The organism is Streptomyces sp. NPDC005195, from assembly GCF_040608315.1.
GTDB lineage: Bacteria > Actinomycetota > Actinomycetes > Streptomycetales > Streptomycetaceae > Streptomyces > Streptomyces kaempferi.
The window spans coordinates 56,479-77,545 of the sequence record NZ_JBEXHZ010000017.1 but is presented as its reverse complement, the minus strand read 5'-3'; the positions used below and the strand labels follow the sequence as shown (position 1 = coordinate 77,545).

At 71.4% G+C, this 21,067-nt stretch carries 18 protein-coding genes; 12 read left to right on the top strand and 6 right to left on the bottom strand.

Annotation, left to right across the window (positions count from 1 at the left end):
• Positions 1–2 precede the first annotated feature (2 nt).
• Positions 3–1,586 carry an alpha/beta hydrolase gene (locus tag ABZV34_RS19630; RefSeq protein WP_356277850.1) on the bottom strand — a complete coding sequence of 528 codons (1,584 nt, stop codon included), beginning with the start codon at positions 1,584–1,586 and terminating at the stop codon, positions 3–5.
• 223 nt (positions 1,587–1,809) lie between these two features.
• Entirely contained in the window at positions 1,810–2,856 is a 1,047-nt protein-coding gene (locus ABZV34_RS19625) for an Rv2578c family radical SAM protein (RefSeq protein WP_356277847.1), read from the bottom strand.
• A 278-nt stretch (positions 2,857–3,134) separates the two neighbouring features.
• Here ABZV34_RS19625 and ABZV34_RS19620 point away from each other — a divergent pair, with 278 nt between their 5' ends.
• The 4 genes from ABZV34_RS19620 (at position 3,135) to ABZV34_RS19605 (ending at position 9,800) form a co-directional block, all read left to right on the top strand.
• Positions 3,135–3,578: an SRPBCC family protein gene (locus ABZV34_RS19620; protein ID WP_356277844.1), complete on the top strand. Its 444-nt coding sequence runs from the start codon at positions 3,135–3,137 to the stop codon at positions 3,576–3,578.
• A 181-nt stretch (positions 3,579–3,759) separates the two neighbouring features.
• Positions 3,760–6,162, top strand: a complete 2,403-nt coding sequence (locus ABZV34_RS19615; RefSeq protein WP_356277841.1) for an MFS transporter — start codon at positions 3,760–3,762, stop codon at positions 6,160–6,162.
• A 177-nt stretch (positions 6,163–6,339) separates the two neighbouring features.
• Positions 6,340–8,877, top strand: a complete 2,538-nt coding sequence (locus ABZV34_RS19610) for a SpoIIE family protein phosphatase (RefSeq protein ID WP_356277839.1) — start codon at positions 6,340–6,342, stop codon at positions 8,875–8,877.
• A 194-nt stretch (positions 8,878–9,071) separates the two neighbouring features.
• Positions 9,072–9,800 (top strand): class I SAM-dependent methyltransferase, encoded by a 729-nt coding sequence (locus tag ABZV34_RS19605; RefSeq protein ID WP_356277838.1) that lies wholly within the window; start codon positions 9,072–9,074, stop codon positions 9,798–9,800.
• Positions 9,801–10,022: 222 nt separating this feature from the next.
• Here the strand turns inward: ABZV34_RS19605 and ABZV34_RS19600 are convergent, their stop codons facing one another.
• The 4 genes from ABZV34_RS19600 to ABZV34_RS19585 all read right to left on the bottom strand — a co-directional run bounded on the left by ABZV34_RS19600 (position 10,023) and on the right by ABZV34_RS19585 (position 13,315).
• The gene (locus ABZV34_RS19600; RefSeq protein WP_356277835.1) at positions 10,023–10,721 is read right to left on the bottom strand and encodes a hypothetical protein; all 699 of its coding nucleotides are present in this window, start codon (positions 10,719–10,721) and stop codon (positions 10,023–10,025) included.
• A 37-nt stretch (positions 10,722–10,758) separates the two neighbouring features.
• Positions 10,759–12,675 carry a hypothetical protein gene (locus tag ABZV34_RS19595; RefSeq protein ID WP_356277832.1) on the bottom strand — a complete coding sequence of 639 codons (1,917 nt, stop codon included), beginning with the start codon at positions 12,673–12,675 and terminating at the stop codon, positions 10,759–10,761.
• An 83-nt stretch (positions 12,676–12,758) separates the two neighbouring features.
• Positions 12,759–12,977 (bottom strand): hypothetical protein, encoded by a 219-nt coding sequence (locus ABZV34_RS19590; RefSeq protein ID WP_148013015.1) that lies wholly within the window; start codon positions 12,975–12,977, stop codon positions 12,759–12,761.
• Positions 12,978–13,099: 122 nt separating this feature from the next.
• Entirely contained in the window at positions 13,100–13,315 is a 216-nt protein-coding gene (locus ABZV34_RS19585) for a hypothetical protein (protein ID WP_228120476.1), read from the bottom strand.
• Between the two features lie 230 nt (positions 13,316–13,545).
• Between ABZV34_RS19585 and ABZV34_RS19580 the strand changes: the two genes are divergently transcribed.
• From ABZV34_RS19580 to ABZV34_RS19545, 8 genes are all read left to right on the top strand, one after another.
• Positions 13,546–13,941: a helix-turn-helix transcriptional regulator gene (locus ABZV34_RS19580; RefSeq protein ID WP_356277830.1), complete on the top strand. Its 396-nt coding sequence runs from the start codon at positions 13,546–13,548 to the stop codon at positions 13,939–13,941.
• A 383-nt stretch (positions 13,942–14,324) separates the two neighbouring features.
• Entirely contained in the window at positions 14,325–14,585 is a 261-nt protein-coding gene (locus tag ABZV34_RS19575) for a hypothetical protein (RefSeq protein WP_228120474.1), read from the top strand.
• Positions 14,586–14,903: 318 nt separating this feature from the next.
• Positions 14,904–15,737: a M55 family metallopeptidase gene (locus tag ABZV34_RS19570; RefSeq protein ID WP_356277827.1), complete on the top strand. Its 834-nt coding sequence runs from the start codon at positions 14,904–14,906 to the stop codon at positions 15,735–15,737.
• Entirely contained in the window at positions 15,730–17,043 is a 1,314-nt protein-coding gene (locus ABZV34_RS19565; protein ID WP_356277824.1) for a M20/M25/M40 family metallo-hydrolase, read from the top strand. Before ABZV34_RS19570 ends, ABZV34_RS19565 begins: the two co-directional genes overlap by 8 nt.
• A 10-nt stretch (positions 17,044–17,053) precedes the next feature.
• Positions 17,054–19,012: a prolyl oligopeptidase family serine peptidase gene (locus ABZV34_RS19560; RefSeq protein WP_356277821.1), complete on the top strand. Its 1,959-nt coding sequence runs from the start codon at positions 17,054–17,056 to the stop codon at positions 19,010–19,012.
• Positions 19,009–19,944, top strand: a complete 936-nt coding sequence (locus ABZV34_RS19555) for an LD-carboxypeptidase (RefSeq protein ID WP_356277818.1) — start codon at positions 19,009–19,011, stop codon at positions 19,942–19,944. The genes ABZV34_RS19560 and ABZV34_RS19555 overlap by 4 nt, the downstream gene beginning before the upstream one ends.
• Before the next feature lie 243 nt (positions 19,945–20,187).
• Positions 20,188–20,436 carry a LapA family protein gene (locus ABZV34_RS19550; RefSeq protein WP_329527813.1) on the top strand — a complete coding sequence of 83 codons (249 nt, stop codon included), beginning with the start codon at positions 20,188–20,190 and terminating at the stop codon, positions 20,434–20,436.
• A gap of 50 nt (positions 20,437–20,486) precedes the next feature.
• Complete coding sequence (locus tag ABZV34_RS19545) at positions 20,487–21,038, top strand: GNAT family protein (protein WP_356277815.1); 552 nt, start codon at positions 20,487–20,489, stop codon at positions 21,036–21,038.
• The last annotated feature ends 29 nt before the right edge of the window (positions 21,039–21,067 follow it).

Below are 21,067 nucleotides of genomic sequence, written 5' to 3'. Positions count from 1 at the left end.
GCTCAGCCGCGGGGGCCGAGCAGCCCGTGCAGGGTCGCACCCTGGGAGGTGGCGGACGCCGCCCGGGTGCTCAGCGGCTCCGGGTCGGGCAGCTTCTCGCACACCGCGTCGGCCTCACCGCTCCCGCGCGGCACCTTGCCGTTGGTGAGATACGCCGCCAGGTACTTGTCCAGGCAGGCGTTCCCGCTCAGCGTGATGCCGTGGTTGCCGCCGCCCTGCTCGACCACCAGGCTGGAGTCGAGCAGCTGATGATGGACCGTCACACCGCCCTGGTACGGGGTGGCCGCGTCGTCGGTCGCCTGGAAGACCAGGGTCGGTGGCAGTGCCGTGTTGGAGATGTCCACCGGCCGCAGCGTGCTCGCCGGCCAGAACGCGCACGGCGCGTTGTACCAGGCGTTGTTCCAGACCATGAAGGGCGCCTTGCCGTAGGCGGCCCAGTTGTCCTCGCGCCACTGGTTCCAGTCGCGCGGCCAGGACACGTCACGGCACTGCACCGCGGTGTAGATGCTGTAGCCGTTGCCGTCCGCGGCGTCCTTGGCGCCGATCTTCTTGTACGCCGCGAGGAGCGGGGTCGTCTCCTTCTTGTTCGTGTACGCCGAGAACGCCTCGGCGAGACGGGGCCAGTAACCGTTGTAGTAGCCGCCCGGGATGAAGGTGTCCTCCAGCTCGGAGGCGCCCACCTTCTTGTCGGCGGGCTTCTCGGCGAGCGCCCTGCGCATCGCGTACCACTTGGCCTCGACCCTGGCCGGGTCGGTGCCGAGCCGGTACGTCGCGTCGTGCTTGGCGACCCAGGCCAGGAAGGCCAGATGGCGGTCGTTGAAGGCGTAGTCCTGCCCGATGTTGTCGTCGTACCAGACGCCGGTGGGGTCGACGACGGAGTCGAGCACCAGCCGGCGTACGCGCTGCGGGTAGAGCTTCGCGTAGACGGCGCCCAGGTAGGTGCCGTAGGAGTACCCGAAGTAGTTGATCTTCTTGGCGCCGAGCGCGGCACGGATCGAGTCCATGTCGCGGACCGCGCTGATCGTGTCGATGTACGGCAGCAGGCTCGCGTACTTCTCGCCGCACCCCTTCGCGAAGGACCGGGCGCGGTCGAGGTTGGCCCTCTCGATCGCGGGGGTGCTGGGCACGGTGTCCGGCCGGACCGGGGCGAAGTGACCGGGCCTGCAGTCCAGCGCGGGCCGGCTCGCGCCCACGCCGCGCGGGTCGAAGCCGATGACGTCGTACTGCGCCGCCACCGCCTTGGGCAGCGCGGAGGCGACGAATCCGGCCATCGTGATCCCGCTGCCGCCGGGGCCGCCGGGGTTCACCAGGAGCGGTCCCTGATACCTCGTCGCGGTGTGCGGGACACGTGAGAGCGCCAGCGTGATGAGCCGGCCGTCCGGCTTCGAGTGATCCAGCGGCACCTGCACGGACGCGCACTGGAGCGCCGGATAGGTGCTGGTACCGCACTTCTTCCAGGTGAGCTTCGCGGTCCGGACGGTGCGCGGTGCGGTCGCGGAGCCGACGCTCGCGTCGGCGGGGATCGACGTGATCATCCCGGCCACCACGGCGGCAGCCCCGCACAGAGCAGCTGCGCGTTTCTTCACAACGCCTCCCAGGACGGAGGATTTTGAGCCGTGCACGCCACGGCCTTCGCCGCATCGTCCCGGGGTGGGGGCCCAGAAGAACCCGTTCTGACAAGACTTGACCCGATTGGGTCGCCGGATGCGCTCGGATGACGTCACAGAGGTTTCGGACGGCGCGGTGCCGAAAGGCGGGAGTTCGAACGCCAGTTCCGGGGCGGGCGACGTTCGGCCGCGGCGGCGCCGTTCAGAGCAGCGTGAGCTGCGTCGGCTCGGGCGCGGCCGGTTCAGCCGCTGCGGCCCCGGGGGCGGCGATCCTGCGTGGCGCGCCCCCGCGCGCGGGACCGATGCCGTACTCCTGGGCGAGCTCGTGGACCTGACGGGTGATCCGGCGCTGGTACCACTTGGGGGCGTACGCCCCCTCCGCGTAGAGCCGCTCGTAACGGCGTACGAGATAAGGGTGGTGGCGCTCCAGCCAGGCCATGAACCACTCGCGGGCGCCGGGCCGCAGATGCAGCACCAGCGGGGTCACGGAGGTGGCCCCCGAGGCCGCGATCGCCCGCACGGTGGCACGCAGTTGGGCCGGGTGGTCGCCCAGGAAGGGAATCACGGGGGCCATCAGGACCCCGCAGCCGATGCCGTGGTCCGTCAGGGTGCGGACGACGTCCAGGCGGCGTTCGGGCGCGGGAGTGCCCGGTTCCACGGTGCGCCACAGCTCGGTGTCGGTGAAGCCCACGGAGACGGAGATACCGACGTCGGTGACCTCGGAGGCCTGCTTCAGGAGGTCGAGGTCGCGCAGGATCAGCGTGCCCTTCGTCAGGATCGAGAAGGGGTTCGCGTGGTCGCGCAGGGCGGCGACGATGCCCGGCATCAGCCGGTAACGGCCCTCGGCGCGCTGGTAGCAGTCGACGTTGGTGCCCATCGCGATGTGCTCGCCGTGCCAGCGGTGAGAGCCCAGGTGGCGGCGGAGCAGGTCCGGCGCGTTGACCTTGACCACGATCTGGGAGTCGAAGTCGAGGCCCGTGTCGAGGTCCAGATAGCTGTGCGTCCTGCGCGCGAAGCAGTACACACACGCGTGCGTGCAGCCCCGATAGGGATTGACCGTCCATTCGAAGGGCATGCGGGAGGCCCCCGGCACCCGGTTCACGATCGAGCGGGCCCGGATCTCGTGGAACGTGACGCCGCGGAACTCCGGGGTGTCGAACGTGCGGGTGTTCACCGCGTCCGCGCCGAACAGCGCGGCGTTTCGGGCGCGGTCCCCGGCGGGGTCCGCTGTGAGGTTCTCCCAGCGCATGAGGCCTCCTCGGTAGCACTGGACACAGAATAGAACACATGTTCCCTTGATCGTGCGACCCGGTTTCCCGAGCCCTGTGACGGACCCCCGCCGCGCCCTCGGGGCGGACTCCCTCGGTGCCCTCGGGGCGTGCCCTCCCGCGCCCTCGCCGCGAACCCCTTCCGCGCCCCAGCCGCGAGCCCCTCACGCGCCCCGCGAGGACCCCGATTTGAGGGGGCGGCCCGCGTGGTGGTTGGCTTGCCGCACACCCCGAGTCACCAAGTGCTGGAGGAAGTGCCATGGCGCAGGTCGAGGCCACGACGGAGCGGGTCATCGCGGCGGACGCGGAGGCGGTGTTCGACGCCCTGGCCGACTACACCGGCACCCGCGCGAAGCTGATGCCCGAACACTTCAGCGAGTACGAGGTGCGCGAGGGCGGCGACGGCGAGGGCACCCTCGTCCACTGGAAGCTCCAGGCCACCAGCAAGCGCGTCCGCGACTGTCTGCTCGAGGTCACCGAGCCGACCGAGGGCGAGCTCGTCGAGAAGGACCGCAACTCCTCCATGGTCACCACCTGGCGGGTCACCCCGGCCGGCGAGGGCAAGTCACGGGTCGTCGTGAGCACCGTCTGGAACGGCGCGGGCGGCGTCGGCGGCTTCTTCGAGAAGACCTTCGCGCCCAAGGGCCTCGGCCGGATCTACGACCTGGTGCTCGAGAAGCTCGCCACCGAGACGGAGAAGTAGCACCGAGGGGGCCTTCGGTGATCCGCCGGCCCAAGAGGCAACCCCCCAGGGCGCGTTGCCGCCCTCACCGGTTCGAGTGCATCTCCTCGCGACGCGACGGTACGCCGTAACTCGTCGCGCTTGCTCGCAGTTGTCGCGATAAGCGGGAATTGTGCAGTGGGTGCGACGAGGGGAACGGACCGTGGGCGGGATCACTCTGGTACAGGACGAACCGGCTGCCTCACCCCCGCAGCCCGCCGTATCGGAGGTGATCGGCCCCACCGGCCCCGACCGGCTGGGCCCGCGCCAGGTACGGCTCGTCTTCCTCGGGCTCATGCTCGCGCTGCTGCTCGCCGCGCTGGACCAGATGATCGTCGCCACCGCGCTCCCCAAGATCGTCGGTGAGTTGCACGGCCTGGACAGGATGTCCTGGGCGATCACCGCCTATCTGCTCACCTCCACCGTCGGACTCCCGGTCTACGGCAAGGTCGGCGACCTCTTCGGCCGCAAGGGCGTCTTCCAGTTCGCGATCGCGACCTTCGTGATCGGCTCGGCGCTCGCCGGACGCGCGCAGACCATGGACCAGCTGATCGCCTTCCGGGCGGTCCAGGGCGTCGGCGCGGGCGGCCTCATGATCGGCGTACAGGCGATCATCGCGGACATCGTGCCGCCCCGGGAGCGCGGCCGCTTCATGGGCCTGATCGGCGCCGCGTTCGGTCTCGCCTCGGTCGCCGGGCCCCTGCTGGGCGGCTACTTCACCGACCACCTCTCCTGGCGCTGGTGCTTCTACGTCAACGTGCCCTTCGGCCTGCTCACCCTGGCCGTCGTCACCGTCGTCCTGAAACTGCCGAAGCCCGCCCGCCGGGGGCGGGTCGACGTGCTCGGGGTGCTGCTGCTCGCCGCCGCCTCGACCTGCCTCGTCCTGCTGACCAGTTGGGGCGGTACGGAGTACGCCTGGGGGTCCCGGGTGATCCTCGGGCTCGGCGCGGGCGCCCTGGCCGCGGCCGTCCTGTTCTTCGTCGTCGAACGCTTCGCCGCCGAACCCCTGATCCCACCACGGCTGTTCAGGGACGGTGTCTTCAACATCACGGCTCTGGTGGGCCTGGTGGTCGGCGTCGCCCTCTTCGGCGCCGCCAGCTATCTGCCGACCTACCTGCAGATGGTCGACGGGGCCAGCGCCACCGAGTCCGGCCTGCTCATGCTCCCGATGATGGGCGGCATCGTCGGCGCCTCGGTCGTCTCCGGCCAGCTCATCAGCCGCACCGGCCGCTACAAGATCTATCCGGTGCTCGGCGGCGCCCTGTCGGCGCTCGGCATGTGGCTGCTCTCCCGTCTGGAGGTCGACACGTCCCGGCTGGCCTACAGCGTCTGGATGGCCGTCCTCGGCACCGGCATCGGCATGGTGATGCCCGTGCTGGTCCTCGCCGTGCAGAACTCCGTGCGCGCCGCCGACCTCGGGACCGCGACCAGCGCCAACAACTACTTCCGGCAGATCGGCGGCAGCGTGGGCGCCGCGGTCTTCGGCACGCTGTTCGCCCGGCGGCTCGCGGACGCGCTCGCCGAACGCGTCCCGGCGCGGGCCGGCACCGCCCTCCCGGACCCCGAGTCGCTGACCCCGCAACTCGTCCACGCGATGCCCGCACCGCTGCGCGACGCCTACATCGCGGCCTACGCGGACGCCATGCCGCGGATCTTCCTCTACCTCGTGCCGGTGCTCGTCCTCGGCCTGTTCATCGCCTTCTTCCTCAAGGAGAAACCGCTGGTGTCCCACAACGCCCCCGCCGCCGACACCGATTCCGTGCCCCTCACCCAGGTGCCGGTCCCCCCGGCCCGCAGCACGTACGCCGCCGGGATCCCCGTCTGCGGAACCGTGCAGCACCCCGACGGAACCGTCGTGCCACGCGCCGCGCTCACGCTCATCGACATCGCCGGACAGCAGATCGGGCGAGGCGCCAGCGGTGAGGACGGGCGGTACGCGCTGTCCACGCCCGGATCGGGTTCGTACGTCCTGATCGCCGCGGCCGGGGGACACCAGCCGCAGGCCGTCTCCGTGACGATCGGTGAGCGTCCCGTGGAGCTGGACGTCGTGCTCGGCGGCGCCGGCCGCCTCGCCGGGAGCGTGCTGACCGCGGACGGCACCCCGGTGCGCGACGCCACCGTCACGCTGACCAACGTCCACGGCGAGGTGGTGGCCACCACCCGCAGCGGGCGCGAAGGAGGCTATGTCATCACGGAGTTGGTGGCGGGCGAGTACACCCTCGCCGGCAGCGCGCCCGCGTTCCGGCCGGCCGCGCTCCCGGTCAGCGTGCAGGCCTCCCGCGAGACCCGCCAGGACGTCGAACTCGCCGGCGGCGCCGTCCTGCGCGGCACCGTACGGGCGGGCGGCGGACGGCCCGTGGAGGACGCGCGCGTGACGCTCCTGGACGCCGCGGGCAATGTCGTGGACACCCTCACCACCGGCGCCGACGGCACGTTCCGCTTCGTGGACCTGTCCTCCGGCGAGTACACCGTCATCGCGGCCGGCTACCCGCCGGTGGCCACCGTGCTCCAAGTGGCCGGTGGGGGCCGCACGGAGCGCGATCTGCAACTCGGCCACGAGGACTGACCGGCGCCACCCGCCGCACCGGCGACGGGTGGCGCGCCGGAGCGGCGACAAGTGGTGCGCCGGAGCGGTCCCTGTAAAGGTCAATTCCCCTGTTGCCGCACATCGCGACGGGCCGCGGTCGTACGGTGGTGGGTGCGGCACAGATCTTGCCGAGCCGCGGGGAGAGGGGCCTGGGCCATGGAGAGCGGCACTTCGCGTGGCACCGAAGTGGGCACATCTCCCAGCCGCGCAGCTGGGAACGGCGTGACGGAACGCGCCGATGCCGGGCGCGTCCCGCTGGCCGTGGTCGCCGTGGACCGCGACGGCCTCGTGTCCCACTGGAGCACCGGAGCCCGACGTCTGTTCGGCGTTTCCAGGGAGGACGCGGTGGGCCACCCCGCCGTCGACCTGCTCCCCGTCTCCGGTGTGCTCCCCGAGGAGGACGAGACCGCGCTGTACGGGGCCTACGCCGCGTACGACGGGCTCGGCCCCGACCTGGAGTCCTCGCTCGACGGGCGGCTCTCCTACCCGGCCGCCGGGCGCGCCCGCCTCACGGTGCCCGGCCGGGAGTACGAGGCGGACGACGACAGCGGCCGGGGCGGAGGCCGCGTCGACGTGTTGTGGTGGGCGTACCCGCTGGTGGGCCCGGGGCGGGAGCGGCTGCTGGTCCTGGCCGCCGACGCGGGCGCGATGCGCCACACCGACGACCGGGTGGCCGTCGAGCGCATCGCACCCGCCTTCGCGCTGCACACCGACTTCCCCGGCGCCGAGGAGCTGGCCCGCAGACTGCCCGAGATCCTGCCCAGCATGAGTGTGGACGAAGGCGCCCGCGTCGTCGCGCAGATCCTCGAACTCGGTTATCCGGTGATGGAGTTCAGCCAGAACGACCGGGTGCCCGTCACCCCCGACTGGGGGGTGCCCCGGCGGGCCGGGCGCAAGGCCCGCCGTGAGCGGGCCGCGGGGGCCGCGGCGGCCGGCCCGCCGCTCCCGCGGGACGCACAGGACGCTCCGGACGCACTGGACATCCACGGCGCGGAGGACGAGGGCGAGGACCTCGAGTACGTCGCCGTGCGCGAGCGTCTGGAGTTCCTCAACGAGGTCAGCGGACGCATCGGCACCTCCCTCGACCTGGCACGGACCGTCATGGAGGTGAGCCGGGCCGTCGTGCCCCGCTTCACGGACGTGGCGGGCACCTATCTGCGCGAACAGGTCGTCGCCGGCGAGGGGTTCCCCGACGGCGTGCCCGACACCACCACGATGTGGCACCGCGTCGCGCTCGAGCACACGGACGAGCCGGGCCGCTGGGACGACGTCGTGCCCGTCGGCGAGGCCATGCCCTTCCCCGCGCACACCCCGTTCTTCCAGTGCATGACCACCGGCGAGCCCGTCCTCGTACCGCGCATCAGCGAGCGGATGGGCCACATGATCGCCGCGCAGTTCGAGAAGCGCGACATCAGGCCGCTCATCACCCACCGCTCCATGCTGGTCGTGCCTCTCAAGGCCCGCAACGTGGTGCTCGGGTTCATGGTCCTGCTGCGTCACCCGGAGCGCGTCGAATTCAACGACATGGACCGGGTCACCGGCGCCGAACTCGCCGCCAGGGCCGGCCTGGTACTCGACAACGCCCGCATGTACACGTACCAGGAGAGCGTCGCCGAGACGCTCCAGGACAGCATGCTGCCGCAGATAGCGCCCCGCATGGCCGGCTGTGACATCGCCACCCGCTATCTGCCCGGCACGCTCCTCGGACGCGTCGGCGGTGACTGGTTCGACTCGGTGAAGCTGCCCGGCTCCCGCACCGCCCTCGTCGTCGGCGACGTGATGGGCCACGGTCTCCACTCGGCCGCGATGATGGGACAGTTGCGTACGGCCGTGCAGACCATGGCGGCGCTCGACCTGCCGCCCGCCCAACTCCTGCGCAACCTCGACGACCTGGCCCAGCGGCTCGGGGAGCACTACCTCGCGACCTGCCTGTACGCGATCTACGACCCCATCGCCGGTGAGCTGCACATCGCCAACGCGGGTCACATCCCGCCCGTCCTGGTCCGCGCCGCGAACGGCCGCAGCGATCTGCTCGACCTGCCGACCGGCGCGCCCATCGGGGTCGGCGGTGTCCCCTTCGAGACGGTGCGCGTACCGGTGGCGACCGGCGACCGGCTCGTGATGTGCACCGACGGCCTGGTCGAGGTGCGCGGCGAGGACATCGGTGTCGGCCTCGCCACGCTCTGCGAGTCCGCCGCCCATCCGGCCGCGTCCATGGACGACGCCTGCGACACGATCATCCGGGCCCTCAACACCCGTGGCGGCCGCAAGGACGACGTGGCCCTGCTGATGGCCCGGCTGGGCGGCATCGAACCCGAGGACATCGCCGAATGGCGGCTCACGTCCGATCCGGCCGAGGCGGGCCGGGCCCGCGCCGCGGTCCGCGAGCAGCTCCACGACTGGGGCCTGCAGCGGCTCGCCGACCCCGCCGAACTGATGGCCGGCGAGCTGGTGGCGAACGCCGTACGGCACACGGACAGCCGCCGGGTCGAACTGCGCCTCGTGCGCGGTGACACCCTGCTGTGCGAGGTGGCCGACGACGACCACACCCTGCCGACGCTGCTCAGCGCGGGCCCCGGCGACGAGTTCGGACGCGGTCTGCGCGTCGTCAGCACGCTGGCCCGGGAGTGGGGCACGAGCCGCACCAGTGGCGGCAAGACCGTGTGGTTCGAACTGACGCTGCCGCGACGCTGACACACTCCTCGGGCTCCCCCGCACACTCCGCGGGCTTTCGGGGGCGCAGGGGGCGTGGGGGGCGCGCAACGGCGTAGACGGATCGAAATGACCCGTGAAGGAATGCGCCGCATGCTTGTCGCCGCACTCCAGGCGCGATAGACCGATCTCGCCCGTCGTGCTCGGCGGGCGGCGGTGCTACCTGGGGAGCGGGCATGAGCGTGACAGGTCGGTACAGGGGAGCCTGGGAGGGCTTCTGGCGCGAGGCCTCCGACGAACAGGGAGCCGTCTTCTGGGATGCGGAGCCGGCCCTGACCGCGGGCGTCCATCTCGCTCTCTTCGAACCGTACGTGACGTTCCACGGGCTGCCTCTCGTCGACCTGGGCTGCGGCAACGGCACCCAGACCCGATTCCTCGCCGACCGCTTCCCGCACGTCGTCGGCGCCGACATCTCGGCCGCGGCGCTCGACCACGCCCGTCATGCCGACGCCGCGGGACAGGCGACGTACCGGCTGCTCGACGCGTCGGAGAAGAGCGAGGTGCAGCACCTGCACGCGGAACTCGGCGACGCCAACGTCTATATGCGGGGCGTGCTCCACCAGTGCGAACCGGACGACCGCCAGCCGCTGGTGGACGGCATCGCCACCCTGGTGGGGGAGCGGGGCCGGGTCTTCCTCGTCGAACTCGCCGAGGCCGCCCGTCCCGTCCTGATGGGGCTGGCGCAGGGCTCCGACGGCCCTCCCGCCAAGCTGGCACCCGTCTTCCGGCACGGCATCGCCCCCGGCGAGGTCTCCGACGAATCCGTCCCCGACCACCTCGGGGCGGCCGGTCTCACCGTCCTCGCGAGGGGTGAACTCCCGCTCGTCACGGCCGAGTACACCGCGCTCGGCACCCGGATCGAACTGCCCTCGAAGTGGCTGGTGGCGGGCCGCACCGCGGACTGAGTCACGGCACGGGTACGGCGTCACCGGCCGGTCGGTGACGCCGTACCCCTCTCAGTGGCCCTGGTCGACAACGTCGACAACGCGGCGACCTCGGCCTGCGGCTCTGCTCAACGGCCCCGGGTACGCACCGCGCGACGCCCTCGCGCGACGATCTCCTTCAACGGGCTTCGTCAACAGCGTTCGTCAACGGCGTTCGTCAACGGCCCTTCGCGGCGCCTGTGTTCAGTGGCCGGGCCAGCCGTCCATGTGACGGTGCACCGCCACGGCCGGTTGGTCCGCGGCCTTCGGCGCGTCGGCCACCGCGTCGTGCAGGACTCCGGTGACCTCGGCGGCCAGCGCGTCGACCTTCGTCTTGAGGTCGGCGGCCGGGATACCGGAACGGCTCAACTCGTCGAGCCTGCGGTGGATGTCGGCGAGGCGGCTCTTCGTCGCACTGTCCAGAGTGATCGGACGCGCGGTGGAGACCACGAACTGGTAGGCACCGGCCAGGGTCTGGCATCCGTCACAGTGCTGGTTCGCCGCGTCACTGAGGTTCACCGCGTTCAGGTGCGTGTGCCGGCCCGCGAGGGTGACGATCTGGAAGGACAGGGCCACCGACCGGCAGTGCGCGTCGACCGAGCAGCCGACGGAGACCGCGTTGGCCTGGTTGCGGATGCCCGCGGACTTCACCGTGCCGAACTGCCGCACGGTGAAGGAGTCCTTGACCTGGGTCGGATGGGCCCGGTCCGCGTGGCTGAAGGTGTGGTCCTCGGCGACGGCGGCGTTATGGCCTCCGCCGCCCGCGGCCATGGCGGCCTGGGCCGGTACGGCGGCGGCGATACCGGCCGCGCCGGCCGCGAACAGGCCTATGCGCATGGCCTTTCGGCCGAGGGACTTGCCGACGGGGTTCGGCTTTCGATGGGCGTTGACATGTGCGCTCACATGGTTCTCCTGTGGTGTCGGTGCAGTGTGCGGCCGGTCACGGTGTGGCCGGGGGCGGTTCGCCGGTCGCGCTCAGGCTGTCGGTCGGGGTGGGCGGATCCGTGGTCGGCGCCGCCGAGGACGGATCCGCGGACGTCGACGGTTCGGCGGGTCCCTCGGAAGGACCGGCCGGCGTGCCCGCCGAGGCCGAACCCGTCGTGTTCTGGCCGCCGGTGGGCTCGGCCGGCTTCTGGGACGGGCCCGCGCTCGGCGACGTGGAGGCCCCGGCGTCCGCGCTGGGCGAGGCCGAGGCGCTCGCCGAGGCGGCGCCCGAGGCGCCGGGGGACGCGGCGCCGGACGGCAGGACCGCGGCGGTGCCGGACGGCGACGCCTGCGGTCCGGGCGCGGTCGCCTGCCGGGCGGGCGGCTCCGCCGTGGACACGCCGGGCTGGAGGATCGGGGCGATCGGCGGCCGCTTCGGCAGCGGCTCGGGCGTCACGCCGGAGACCCACGCGTAGCTCAGCGTGCCAAGACCGACCAGGGCCAGCGCGCACAGCGCCACCCTCAGTCGGGGCTTGTCGTCGGTCGAGCGCTTGGCGGCACGGAAGACCCGGCCGCCCATCTTCACCGACAGGTAGACCACACCGGCCATCGGGCACAGCAGCATGAAGCAGCCGATCACCCCGATCAGACCGGCGGCGATCTGGCCGTTGACGAAGGCGTCGCCCGTGCCCACGACCTGCGCGGTGAGCGAGCGGACCATCGTGGCGACGATCCGCGGCAGGTTCCACAGCGCGTAGCCGAGTTCACCGATCAGCAGCGGCACCATCGTGAGGACCCACGTGGTGATGATGGTGCGCGAGGACTTCTTGAGCCCGACGACCTCGGCGCGGGCCGCCTTTCCGCGTCGTCCGGGCACCGTGCTGAGCAGAATCGGTTTGATCTTGCCGTAGAGATCCGGGACGCCGGCCAGGTCGCCGAGGATGTAGTAGCCGTCCAGCCGGACGGCCGGCATCAGCTGCTCCAGGATCTCGAAGTGCCCGAGATACACCGTGGCCAGGAAGAACTGCTGACCGGTGGCGAAGTACGCGCCCGTCATGGCGAGCATGAAGACGAGGTTGAAGTACACCCCGCCCAGGTCCGTGCGGAGCCGTCCGGCCCGGCCGATCCGGTAGATGTCCGTCACGTCGGTGTACATGGACGGCCAGATGAGGAAGAGCCCGCAGCCGATGCACCCCGGCCGCGCGCCGCCGTATTTGCAGGCCGAGGCGTGACCGAACTCGTGGAACACGAGTGAGGCCACGGTGAGCCCGAACACGACGAGCATCAGCACCGGCTGGTCGAGGACCTGCAGCACGGGTTCGACCGCGCCGAAGAAGCCGAACAGCCAGACGTCCATGGCCACGGCCGCCGCCAGCATCAGCACGACCACCGTGGGGCGGTGCAGCCAGGCCAGCGAGCGGGCGATCCGGCCCGCCCGGCGCTCGTTGAAGATGATCCGGTGCCCCTTCAGGGCGAGGAGCAGATCGGACCGCGGCGCGGTGATCTCCCGCTCGTCCTGCCCCTCCGGCACCGTGACGCCGAGCGGGTCGAGTTTCTCCTCGACCAGGTAGCGCACGTTCTCCGCGCTGAGTTCGCGCCCGTAGCGGGCGCTCACCCGGTGCGAGATGGTCTCGATGTCGTGCACGCCGTCGATCGCGGAGGCGACCAGGTACAGCAGCCGGGACAGCTGCACGACCTGGCCGTCTCCGCGGCGCGCGATGTACTTCGGGTCGGTGAAGCCCGACCCCTGGTACTCCCCGTGCAGTTTGAGCCCGGAGCTGAGTCGGGGTACCGGCAGTACCTCGACGCCGACGCCGACAACCGGCAGCGTCCCCGTGGCGAACTGCTCGTAGGTGACCGGGATTCCTCCCGGCCCCGGCACCGGCGACCCGGTGTCGTACAGCAACGCGGGCCCGTCCCCCAGTGCCGTCATGTGTGGTCCTTCCCCCCCCCCCCCAAGGGCGGACCGCGCCCGCCCCGGGCGCGGTCCGCCGAACAGCCGTTGCGCGGCGGGTGTTACTGCGAGACGTTGATCGCCTGGCTGGCGCTGGACTCGGCCACCGACCACGAGGAGTGGTCGTTGAGCGCGGCCGACTCGTTGTGGGCGCTGATGTTGGCGACGTGCTTGGTCACGTTGGTGGTGCGGCCGAAGCTGAACTTCAGGCGTCCGAGGGCCTCACGGCCGGGAAGCAGCTCGGCGGACTCGGACTGCAGCTCGTTCATGTCCATGCTCATGGGATGTCCTTTCGGGACGTGGTTCGTTGATCTGGTCGTGGTGGTGACGCGAGGACGGACGCGGGCGTGGCGTCCGGAGCCGCGGGGGTGGACAGGGACGCGGGCGGGCGTCCCGTGCCGGGCTACTGCGAGACGTTGATGGCCTGGGCAGCGCTGGACGACGCGTCCGACCACGAGGAGTGGTCGTTGAGCGCGGCCGACTCGTTGTGGGCGCTGATGTTGGCGACGTGCTTGGTCACGTTGGTGGTGCGGCCGAAGCTGAACTTCAGGCGTCCGAGGGCCTCACGGCCGGGAAGCAGCTCGGCGGACTCGGTGTCGAGTTCACGGTTGTCCATCATGATCAGGTCCCCCTCAGGGATAGACATTTCCGATCGAACGAAGGCAGGTTCCCCCCAAACTTCGTCCAATCTTGTCGGACATGCTGTCCAACGAGATTGGACAGTAGTAGCCCCGGAGCTCGCCGCGCAAGCGGTTCGGGAAAAGACTTCTGGGGCCTGAGCGAAGCCCCACGTAGAATCGATCCCGCTTGGAAGAGTTCCGCCCGGCGGCGAGCAGGAAGTGACCATCGGTGGCCAACGCACTGCAGCAGATCATCAGAGATCGCCTCGACCGTGAGGGCTGGTCCTACGGAGAGGTGGCACGTCGGGGCGGCATCCCGCGCTCCACGGTCCATCACCTGGCGACGACCGAGCGCGTGGTGCGTATGCCACAGCCCAGCACGCTGGAAGGGCTGTCCAAGGGGCTTGGACTGTCGTTGGACACCGTGCGCCGTGCCGCCGCGGAGGCCTGCGGCATTCACGTGTACGCGGCCGACCCGGCGTCGGCGGTGGTGGACGCCGGCGCCTCGGCCGACCCCGAGGTCGACCTGCTCATCGCGAGCGTCCAGCAGCTCTCCGTCGACGACCGGCGCCATGTCGCCGCGCTCGTGGAATCACTCCTCGGGCGCGACGCCCACCGGGGCTGACCATCGGTCTGACGTCTGACGTCTGACGTCTGACGTCTGACGTCTGACGTTTGGCGTCTGGCGTCTGGCGTCAGATATCCAAAATCTGACGTCAGACGCCGGGGGCCGGCGTCGCGTCGGGTGGGACGGGGCCGTCGGGTGCCGGGCCCGGAGCGGTCCGGATGCGGCGCGGTCCGGACGCGACCCCGGGCGCGGTGCTTGTCAGGCTTCGGGGCCGACCGAGGGCGTACGGCATGGACGCGCGAGCACCCGTTCCGGTTCCCCTTCCCGGGGATCCCGGTAAAAGAATCCAGAACCGCCGAAACCGGCAAGATCCACGGCTAGTCTCTCATTCTGCTCGGGGCACGTGAGCCGCACGACCCCTGTGTCACCCAGGGGGACATGTGCTGTTCGTGCACGGAGGACCCACCACCGCCGTGGTCCGGGGCAGTACCGGCGAGTCCGTCGTCCTGCTCTCCGGCGAACTGCCCGACATACTGACCGAGACCGCGCTCGCCGAACTCCTCGACCTCGCCGCCGCCGTCCTCAGCGAGCAGGAGCTGAAGCTCTTCCGCCGCTGCCTCGACGCCCTGGTGCGCGGAGAGGGCGGGACGCCGCGCCGCATCGAGCTGGACGGCGTCGTCCTGACCGTCTACGAGGACTGATCCCGGCCGGGTTCGCCCCTCACGTCGAACTCCGGACGCCGAACTCCGGACCCCGGCCGCGAACCGCGGACCCGACTCCAGACCCCGGACAGCCCGGACGGCAACGCTGATGCCGGTACCGACGTCAGCCGAAGTGGCCCCCCTCGCGCAGTTCTCCGCGGCCGCCGTGAAACCCTGACCGCCTGACGGTCGCGAAGCGTGCCGCGGGACCGGTTCCGGCCGTTATGTCCATGCATGGCGTCCTGGCCCGGCGCCGCGTCGCCGCGTAGCGTGACCCGACATGGAGAATGCCGCTGACCTGTGCGAAGAGGGTGTGTCGTGAAGATCCTCATCAGCGCCGACATGGAGGGCGCCACCGGGGTGACCTGGCCGGCCGACGTGCTTCCGGGGACGCCGCAATGGGAGCGGTGCCGTTCGATGTTCACCTCGGACGTGAACGCCGCCGTGCTCGGTTTCCTCGACGGCGGCGCGGACGAGGTGCTGATCAACGAGGCGCACTGGTCCATGCGGAACCTGCTGCTCGAACGGCTCGACGAGAGAGCCGAGATGCTCACCGGCCGGCACAAGTCGCTGTCCATGGTGGAGGGCGTGCAGCACGGCGACGTGGACGGCATCGCGTTCGTCGGGTACCACACGGGCGCCGGCATGGAGGGCGTCCTCGCGCACACCTACCTGGCGAACTCGATCACGGGGGTGTGGGTGAACGGCGCGCGGGCCAGTGAGGGGCTGCTCAACTCGCATGTCGTCGCCGAGTACGGCGTCCCCGTCGTCCTCGTCACGGGCGACGACCTGGCCTGCGAGGACGCGCTCGGATACGCGCCGGAGGCGCTCAAGGTCGCCGTCAAGGACCATGTGTCGCGGTACGCGGCGGTGTGCCGAACGCCGTCCCGGACCGCCTCCGACATCAGGGCCGCCGCCAAGGAGGCGGCGGCGCTGGCCGAACGGCACGAACCGGTGGTGGGCGGCCCCTTCACGGTGGCGCTGGAGTTCGACGCGGAGCATCTGTCGATGGCGGCCACCGTCGTGCCGGGTGTGGAACGCACCGGAGAGCGCAGAGTGGCCTACACCAGCGACACCATGTACGAGGGAATCCGCACCTTCAAGGCGGTCACCACGATCGTCTCGGCCGCGGTGGAGGAGCAGTATGGCTGACGAACAGGCACTGGACGAGGTCGTACGGTTCACCTCCGACCTCATCCGCATCGACACCACGAACCGGGGCGGCGGCGACTGCCAGGAACGGCCGGCCGCCGAGTACGCCGCCGCGCTGCTGGCCGAGACAGGCCTGGAACCCGTCCTTCTGGAACGCACCAAGGGCCGTACGAACGTCGTCGCGCGGCTGGCGGGCACCGATCCCTCCGCCGAGGCGCTGCTCGTCCACGGGCACCTCGACGTGGTGCCCGCGCAGGCCGAGGACTGGAGCGTGCACCCGTTCTCCGGGGAGATCCGCGACGGTGTCGTCTGGGGGCGCGGCGCGGTGGACATGAAGAACATGGACGCGATGATCCTCGCGGTCGTACGCGGCTGGGCACGCCTCGGTGTGCGGCCCCGGCGCGACCTCGTGATCGCGTTCACCGCCGACGAGGAGGCGAGCGCGGAGGACGGGTCCGGATTCCTCGCCGACCGGCATCCGGAGCTGTTCGAGGGCTGTACCGAGGGGATCAGCGAGTCCGGGGCGTTCACCTTCCACGACGGCGGCGGCCGGGAGCTCTACCCGATCGCGGCGGGGGAGCGCGGCACCGGGTGGCTCAAGCTCACGGCGCGCGGCCGGGCAGGGCACGGCTCCAAGGTGAACCGGAACAACGCCGTCACCCACCTCGCGGCCGCGATAGCCAGGATCGGCGCGCACGAGTGGCCCATCAGACTCACGCCGACCGTCCGTGCGGCCCTCACCGAACTCGCCGCGCTGTACGGGATGGACGCGGACCTCGACGGCCTCGACGGCGTGGACGAACTGCTGCGCAAGCTCGGCCCCGCCGCCGCGCTCGTCGACGCCACCGTGCGCAACAGCGCCAACCCGACGATGCTCAGCGCCGGTTACAAGGTCAACGTGATCCCCGGGGAAGCGGTCGCGTACGTGGACGGCCGCCATCTCGCGGGCACCGAGGACGAGTTCCGCGCCACCCTCGACCACCTGACGGGACCGGACGTGGAGTGGGAGTTCCACCACCGCGAGGTCGCCCTGCAGGCGCCGCTGGACTCGTTGACGTACCACCGGATGCGTGCGGCGGTCGAGGAGTTCGCGCCCGAGGGGCACGTGGTGCCGTACTGCATGTCGGGCGGCACGGACGCCAAGCAGTTCTCGCGCCTCGGTATCACCGGCTACGGATTCGCGCCGCTGAAACTGCCCGAGGGCTTCGACTACCAGGCGCTCTTCCACGGTGTCGACGAACGCGTTCCCGTCGAGGCACTGCACTTCGGCGTCCGCGTTCTCGACCGCTTTCTGCGCACGGCCTGAGGGGGACGGAATGCGGACACTGTCATACGGATCATGGCCCTCGCCCATCGACGCGGCGCTCGCCGCGGCACACGACGGGCACCCCGAGTTCGCCGGGTTCGTCGGTGACGAGGCCTGGTGGACCGAACCCCGGCCCACCGAGGGCGGCCGGCGTACCCTCGTGCGGCGACGCGCCGACGGCACACAGGAGTCGGTGCTGCCCGCCCCGTGGAACGTCCGCAGCCGCGTCATCGAGTACGGCGGACAGCCCTGGGCGGGGGAGATGCGCCCCGAGGGGCCGTTCGTGGTGTTCGTGAACTTCGCCGACCAACGGCTCTACGCGTACGAGCCCGGCGCCGAGCCCCGTCCCCTCACGCCCGTGTCCTCCGTCGGCGGCGGACTGCGCTGGGTGGACCCGCAGTTGCACCCCGACCGGGGTGAAGTGTGGTGCGTGATGGAGGAGTTCACCGGCGACGGACCGACCGACGTACGACGGGTCGCCGCCGCGGTGCCGCTCGACGGGTCGGCCGCCCGGGACCGGGGCGCCGTGCGTGAACTAACCGACGCACGCCACCGGTTCGTCACCGGACCGCGGCTGTCCCCCGACGGCGGCCAGGCGGCCTGGCTCGCCTGGGACCACCCGCGGATGCCCTGGGACGGCACGGATCTCATCCTCGCGGACGTCACCGAGGACGGCACCCTGCACGCCCCGCGGGTGGTCGCGGGCGGCCCCGAGGAGTCGATCGCCCAGGCGGACTGGGCCGCCGACGGCACGCTGTTGTACGCGGGGGATGCCACCGGCTGGTGGAATCTGTACCGGCTCGGACGGGAGACGCCCGTCTGTACCCGGGAGGAGGAGTTCGGCGGCCCGCTGTGGAAGATCGGGTACCGCTGGTTCGCGCCGCTGCCGAGCGGGCTCGTGGCCGTCGTGCACGGACGGGGCGCCACCGCTCTCGGGATTCTGGACCCGGAGACCGGCGAGGTCGTCGACGCGGCGGGACCCTGGACCGAGTTCACCCCGACACTCGCCGTGCACGGCAGCCGCGTCCTCGGTGTCGGCGCCAGTCCGCGCAGCGCGTACGAGGTCGTCGAGCTGGACTTCCGCACCGGACGTGCCCGGGTGGTCGGCGCCGCCCACGACGACCCGGTGGATCCCGCGTACTACCCGGAGCCGCAGATCCGCACCTTCACCGGCCCCGCCGGCCGGGAGATCCACGCCCACGTCTATCCACCGCACCACCCCGACCACGTCGCTCCCGGCGACGAACTGCCGCCCTACGTCGTCTGGGCACACGGCGGCCCCACCGGCCGGGCCCCCCTCGTCCTCGACCTGGAGATCGCCTACTTCACCTCGCGCGGCATCGGTGTCGCCGAGGTCAACTACGGCGGTTCGGCGGGACACGGCAGGGAGTACCGCAACCGGCTGCGCGAGCAGTGGGGTGTCGTCGACGTCGAGGACTGCGCGGCCGTCGCCGTCGCCCTCGCGGAGGAGGGCACCGCCGACCGCCGCCGGCTCGCCATCCGTGGTGGCAGCGCGGGCGGCTGGACCGCCGCCGCGTCCCTCACGGCCACCGACGTGTACGCCTGCGGCACGATCCTCTACCCGATCCTCGACCTCACCAGCTGGGGTTCGGGCGAGACCCACGACTTCGAGTCCCAGTACCTGGAGTCGCTGATCGGTCCCCTCGCCGAGGTACCCGGCCGCTATGTGGAGCGTTCACCCGCCGAGCACGCCGACCGGATCACCGCGCCCTTCCTGCTGCTCCAGGGACTCGACGACGTCATCTGTCCGCCCGCGCAGTGCGAGCGGTTCCTGGCCAGGATCGCGGGGCGCCACGTCCCGCACGCCTACATCGCCTTCGAGGGCGAGGGGCACGGATTCCGCCGGGCCGACACCATGGTGCGCGCCCTGGAGTCCGAACTCTCCCTGTACGCACAGGTCTTCGGCCTGAACCCGACCGGCATTCCCGCCTTGGAGCTCCTCAAGTGAAGTCCCTGACCCGTCCCGCCCGGCTCGCACCCGGGGCCCGCGTCGCCGTCGTCTCGCCGAGCGGTCCCGTGCCCGAGGAGCGGCTGGAGGCGGGCCTCGACCTGCTGCGCGGCTGGGACCTTGATCCCGTGGTGGCGCCCCATGTCCTCGACCGGCACGCCGAGTTCAACTACCTCGCGGGCGCCGACGCCGACCGGGCCGCCGACTTCCAGGCCGCCTGGTGCGACCCGGAGGTGTCCGCGGTGTTCTGCGCCCGCGGCGGCTACGGCGCGCAGCGCATGGTCGACCTCCTCGACTGGGACGCGATCCGTTCCGCGGGCCCCAAGGTGTTCCTCGGCTTCAGCGACATCACCGCGCTGCACGAGGCGTTCGCGACCCGCGCCGGGCTGGTCACCCTGCACGGACCCATGGTCGCGGCCGTCGACTTCCTGAAGAACGCGCGGACGCAGGAACACCTGCGGGCGACGCTCTTCGAGCCGGAGACCGTACGAACCCTCACGTCCGTCCCGTCGGACACGGGAGGCGCGCTGGTGCCGGGGCGGGCCCGGGGTGTCACCCTCGGTGGCTCTGTCAGCCTGCTGGCCGCCGACCTCGGTACACCGCACGCCCGTGCCTCCGCCCGGGGCGGACTGCTGCTGATCGAGGACATCGGTGAGGTGGCCTACCGGCTGGACCGGATCCTCACCCAGCTCCTGCGGGCCGGGTGGCTCGACTCGGTCGCCGGGATCGCGCTCGGTTCCTGGGTGGACTGCGGCCCGTACGAGAGCGTGCGGGCCGTCTTCGCCGACCGGCTGGGCGGCCTCGGCGTGCCGGTCGTCGAGCACTTCGGGTTCGGCCACTGCGAAGGGGCCCTCACGATTCCGTTCGGCGTCGGGGCGGAACTGGACGCGGACGAGGGGACACTGACACTGGACGAGCCCGCACTCGCGTAGATCCAGCCGTCGCCCGTCGCCCGTCGCCCGTCGCCCGTCGCCCGTCGCCCGTCGCCCGTCGCCCGTCGCCCGCGGGGCGCCGTGGTGTCAGTGGTGGGGTTGCCGCCTCTCAGGGCGAGCCGGGAGCCCGGGTGCGGAGGGGTGACCTGCCGGGGCGGCCGGGAAGGTGTGGACAGGGCCCGCCGGTCACCCGGAGGAACCTCCCACCGAGCGGACCGCCGTCCCGCGGCCCATGCTGGGCGCATGAGTCCGAAGTCCCCCGACGCCTCCGGCACGAGCGGCGCGAAGAGCCGCGCCGGGCTGATGACACCGGGCAGGACCACCGTCGTGGCGCTGGTTCTCCTCGCGCTGGTCTTCGTCTTCGAGAACACCCGGAGCACGAAGATCCGGCTGCTGATCCCGGAGGTGACCACGCCCCTGTGGATGGCGCTGCTGGGCACCGGGGCGATCGGTGCGCTGTGCGGGGCGTACTCCTCGAGGCGACGGCCGTGAGAACGTGGAGACCACGGGGCCGCAGAGCGGCGGCGGCGTACTGTGGCCGGATGCCTGAGAACGCCTCCCCCTACCTCGCCCAGGGCCCCCACGCGGGCATACGGCACTTCGCGTACGAAGACGCGGCCGAGTTCACCGCGCGGGTCCGCGAGAGCAAGGCCCTGCATCAGCCCTGGCTCTTCCCGCCGGGAAGCCCCGACGCCTACGCGGCGTACGCGGGACGGCTCATCAAGGACCCCACGAAGGCCGGTTTCCTCGTCTGTGAACGGGACGGCGGGGCCATCGCCGGCTTCATCAACATCAACAACATCGTGGAGGGCGGCTTTCTGAGCGGGGCGCTCGGATACGGCGCCTTCGCACAGGCCGCGGGACGGGGACTCATGTCCGAGGGGCTCGGGCTCGTGGTCCGGTACGCCTTCACGACGATGGGGCTGCACCGGCTGGAGATCAACGTCCAGCCCGGGAACGCTGCCTCCATCGCGCTAGCCCGGCGCTGCGGATTCCGGCTCGAGGGCTTCTCGCCGGACTTCATCCACATCGACGGCGCCTGGCGCGACCACGAACGCTGGGCGATCACCTCGGAGATGACCACTTCCCCGTGACCCGCCCGCGCCCGCCGCGGATCCCGGCC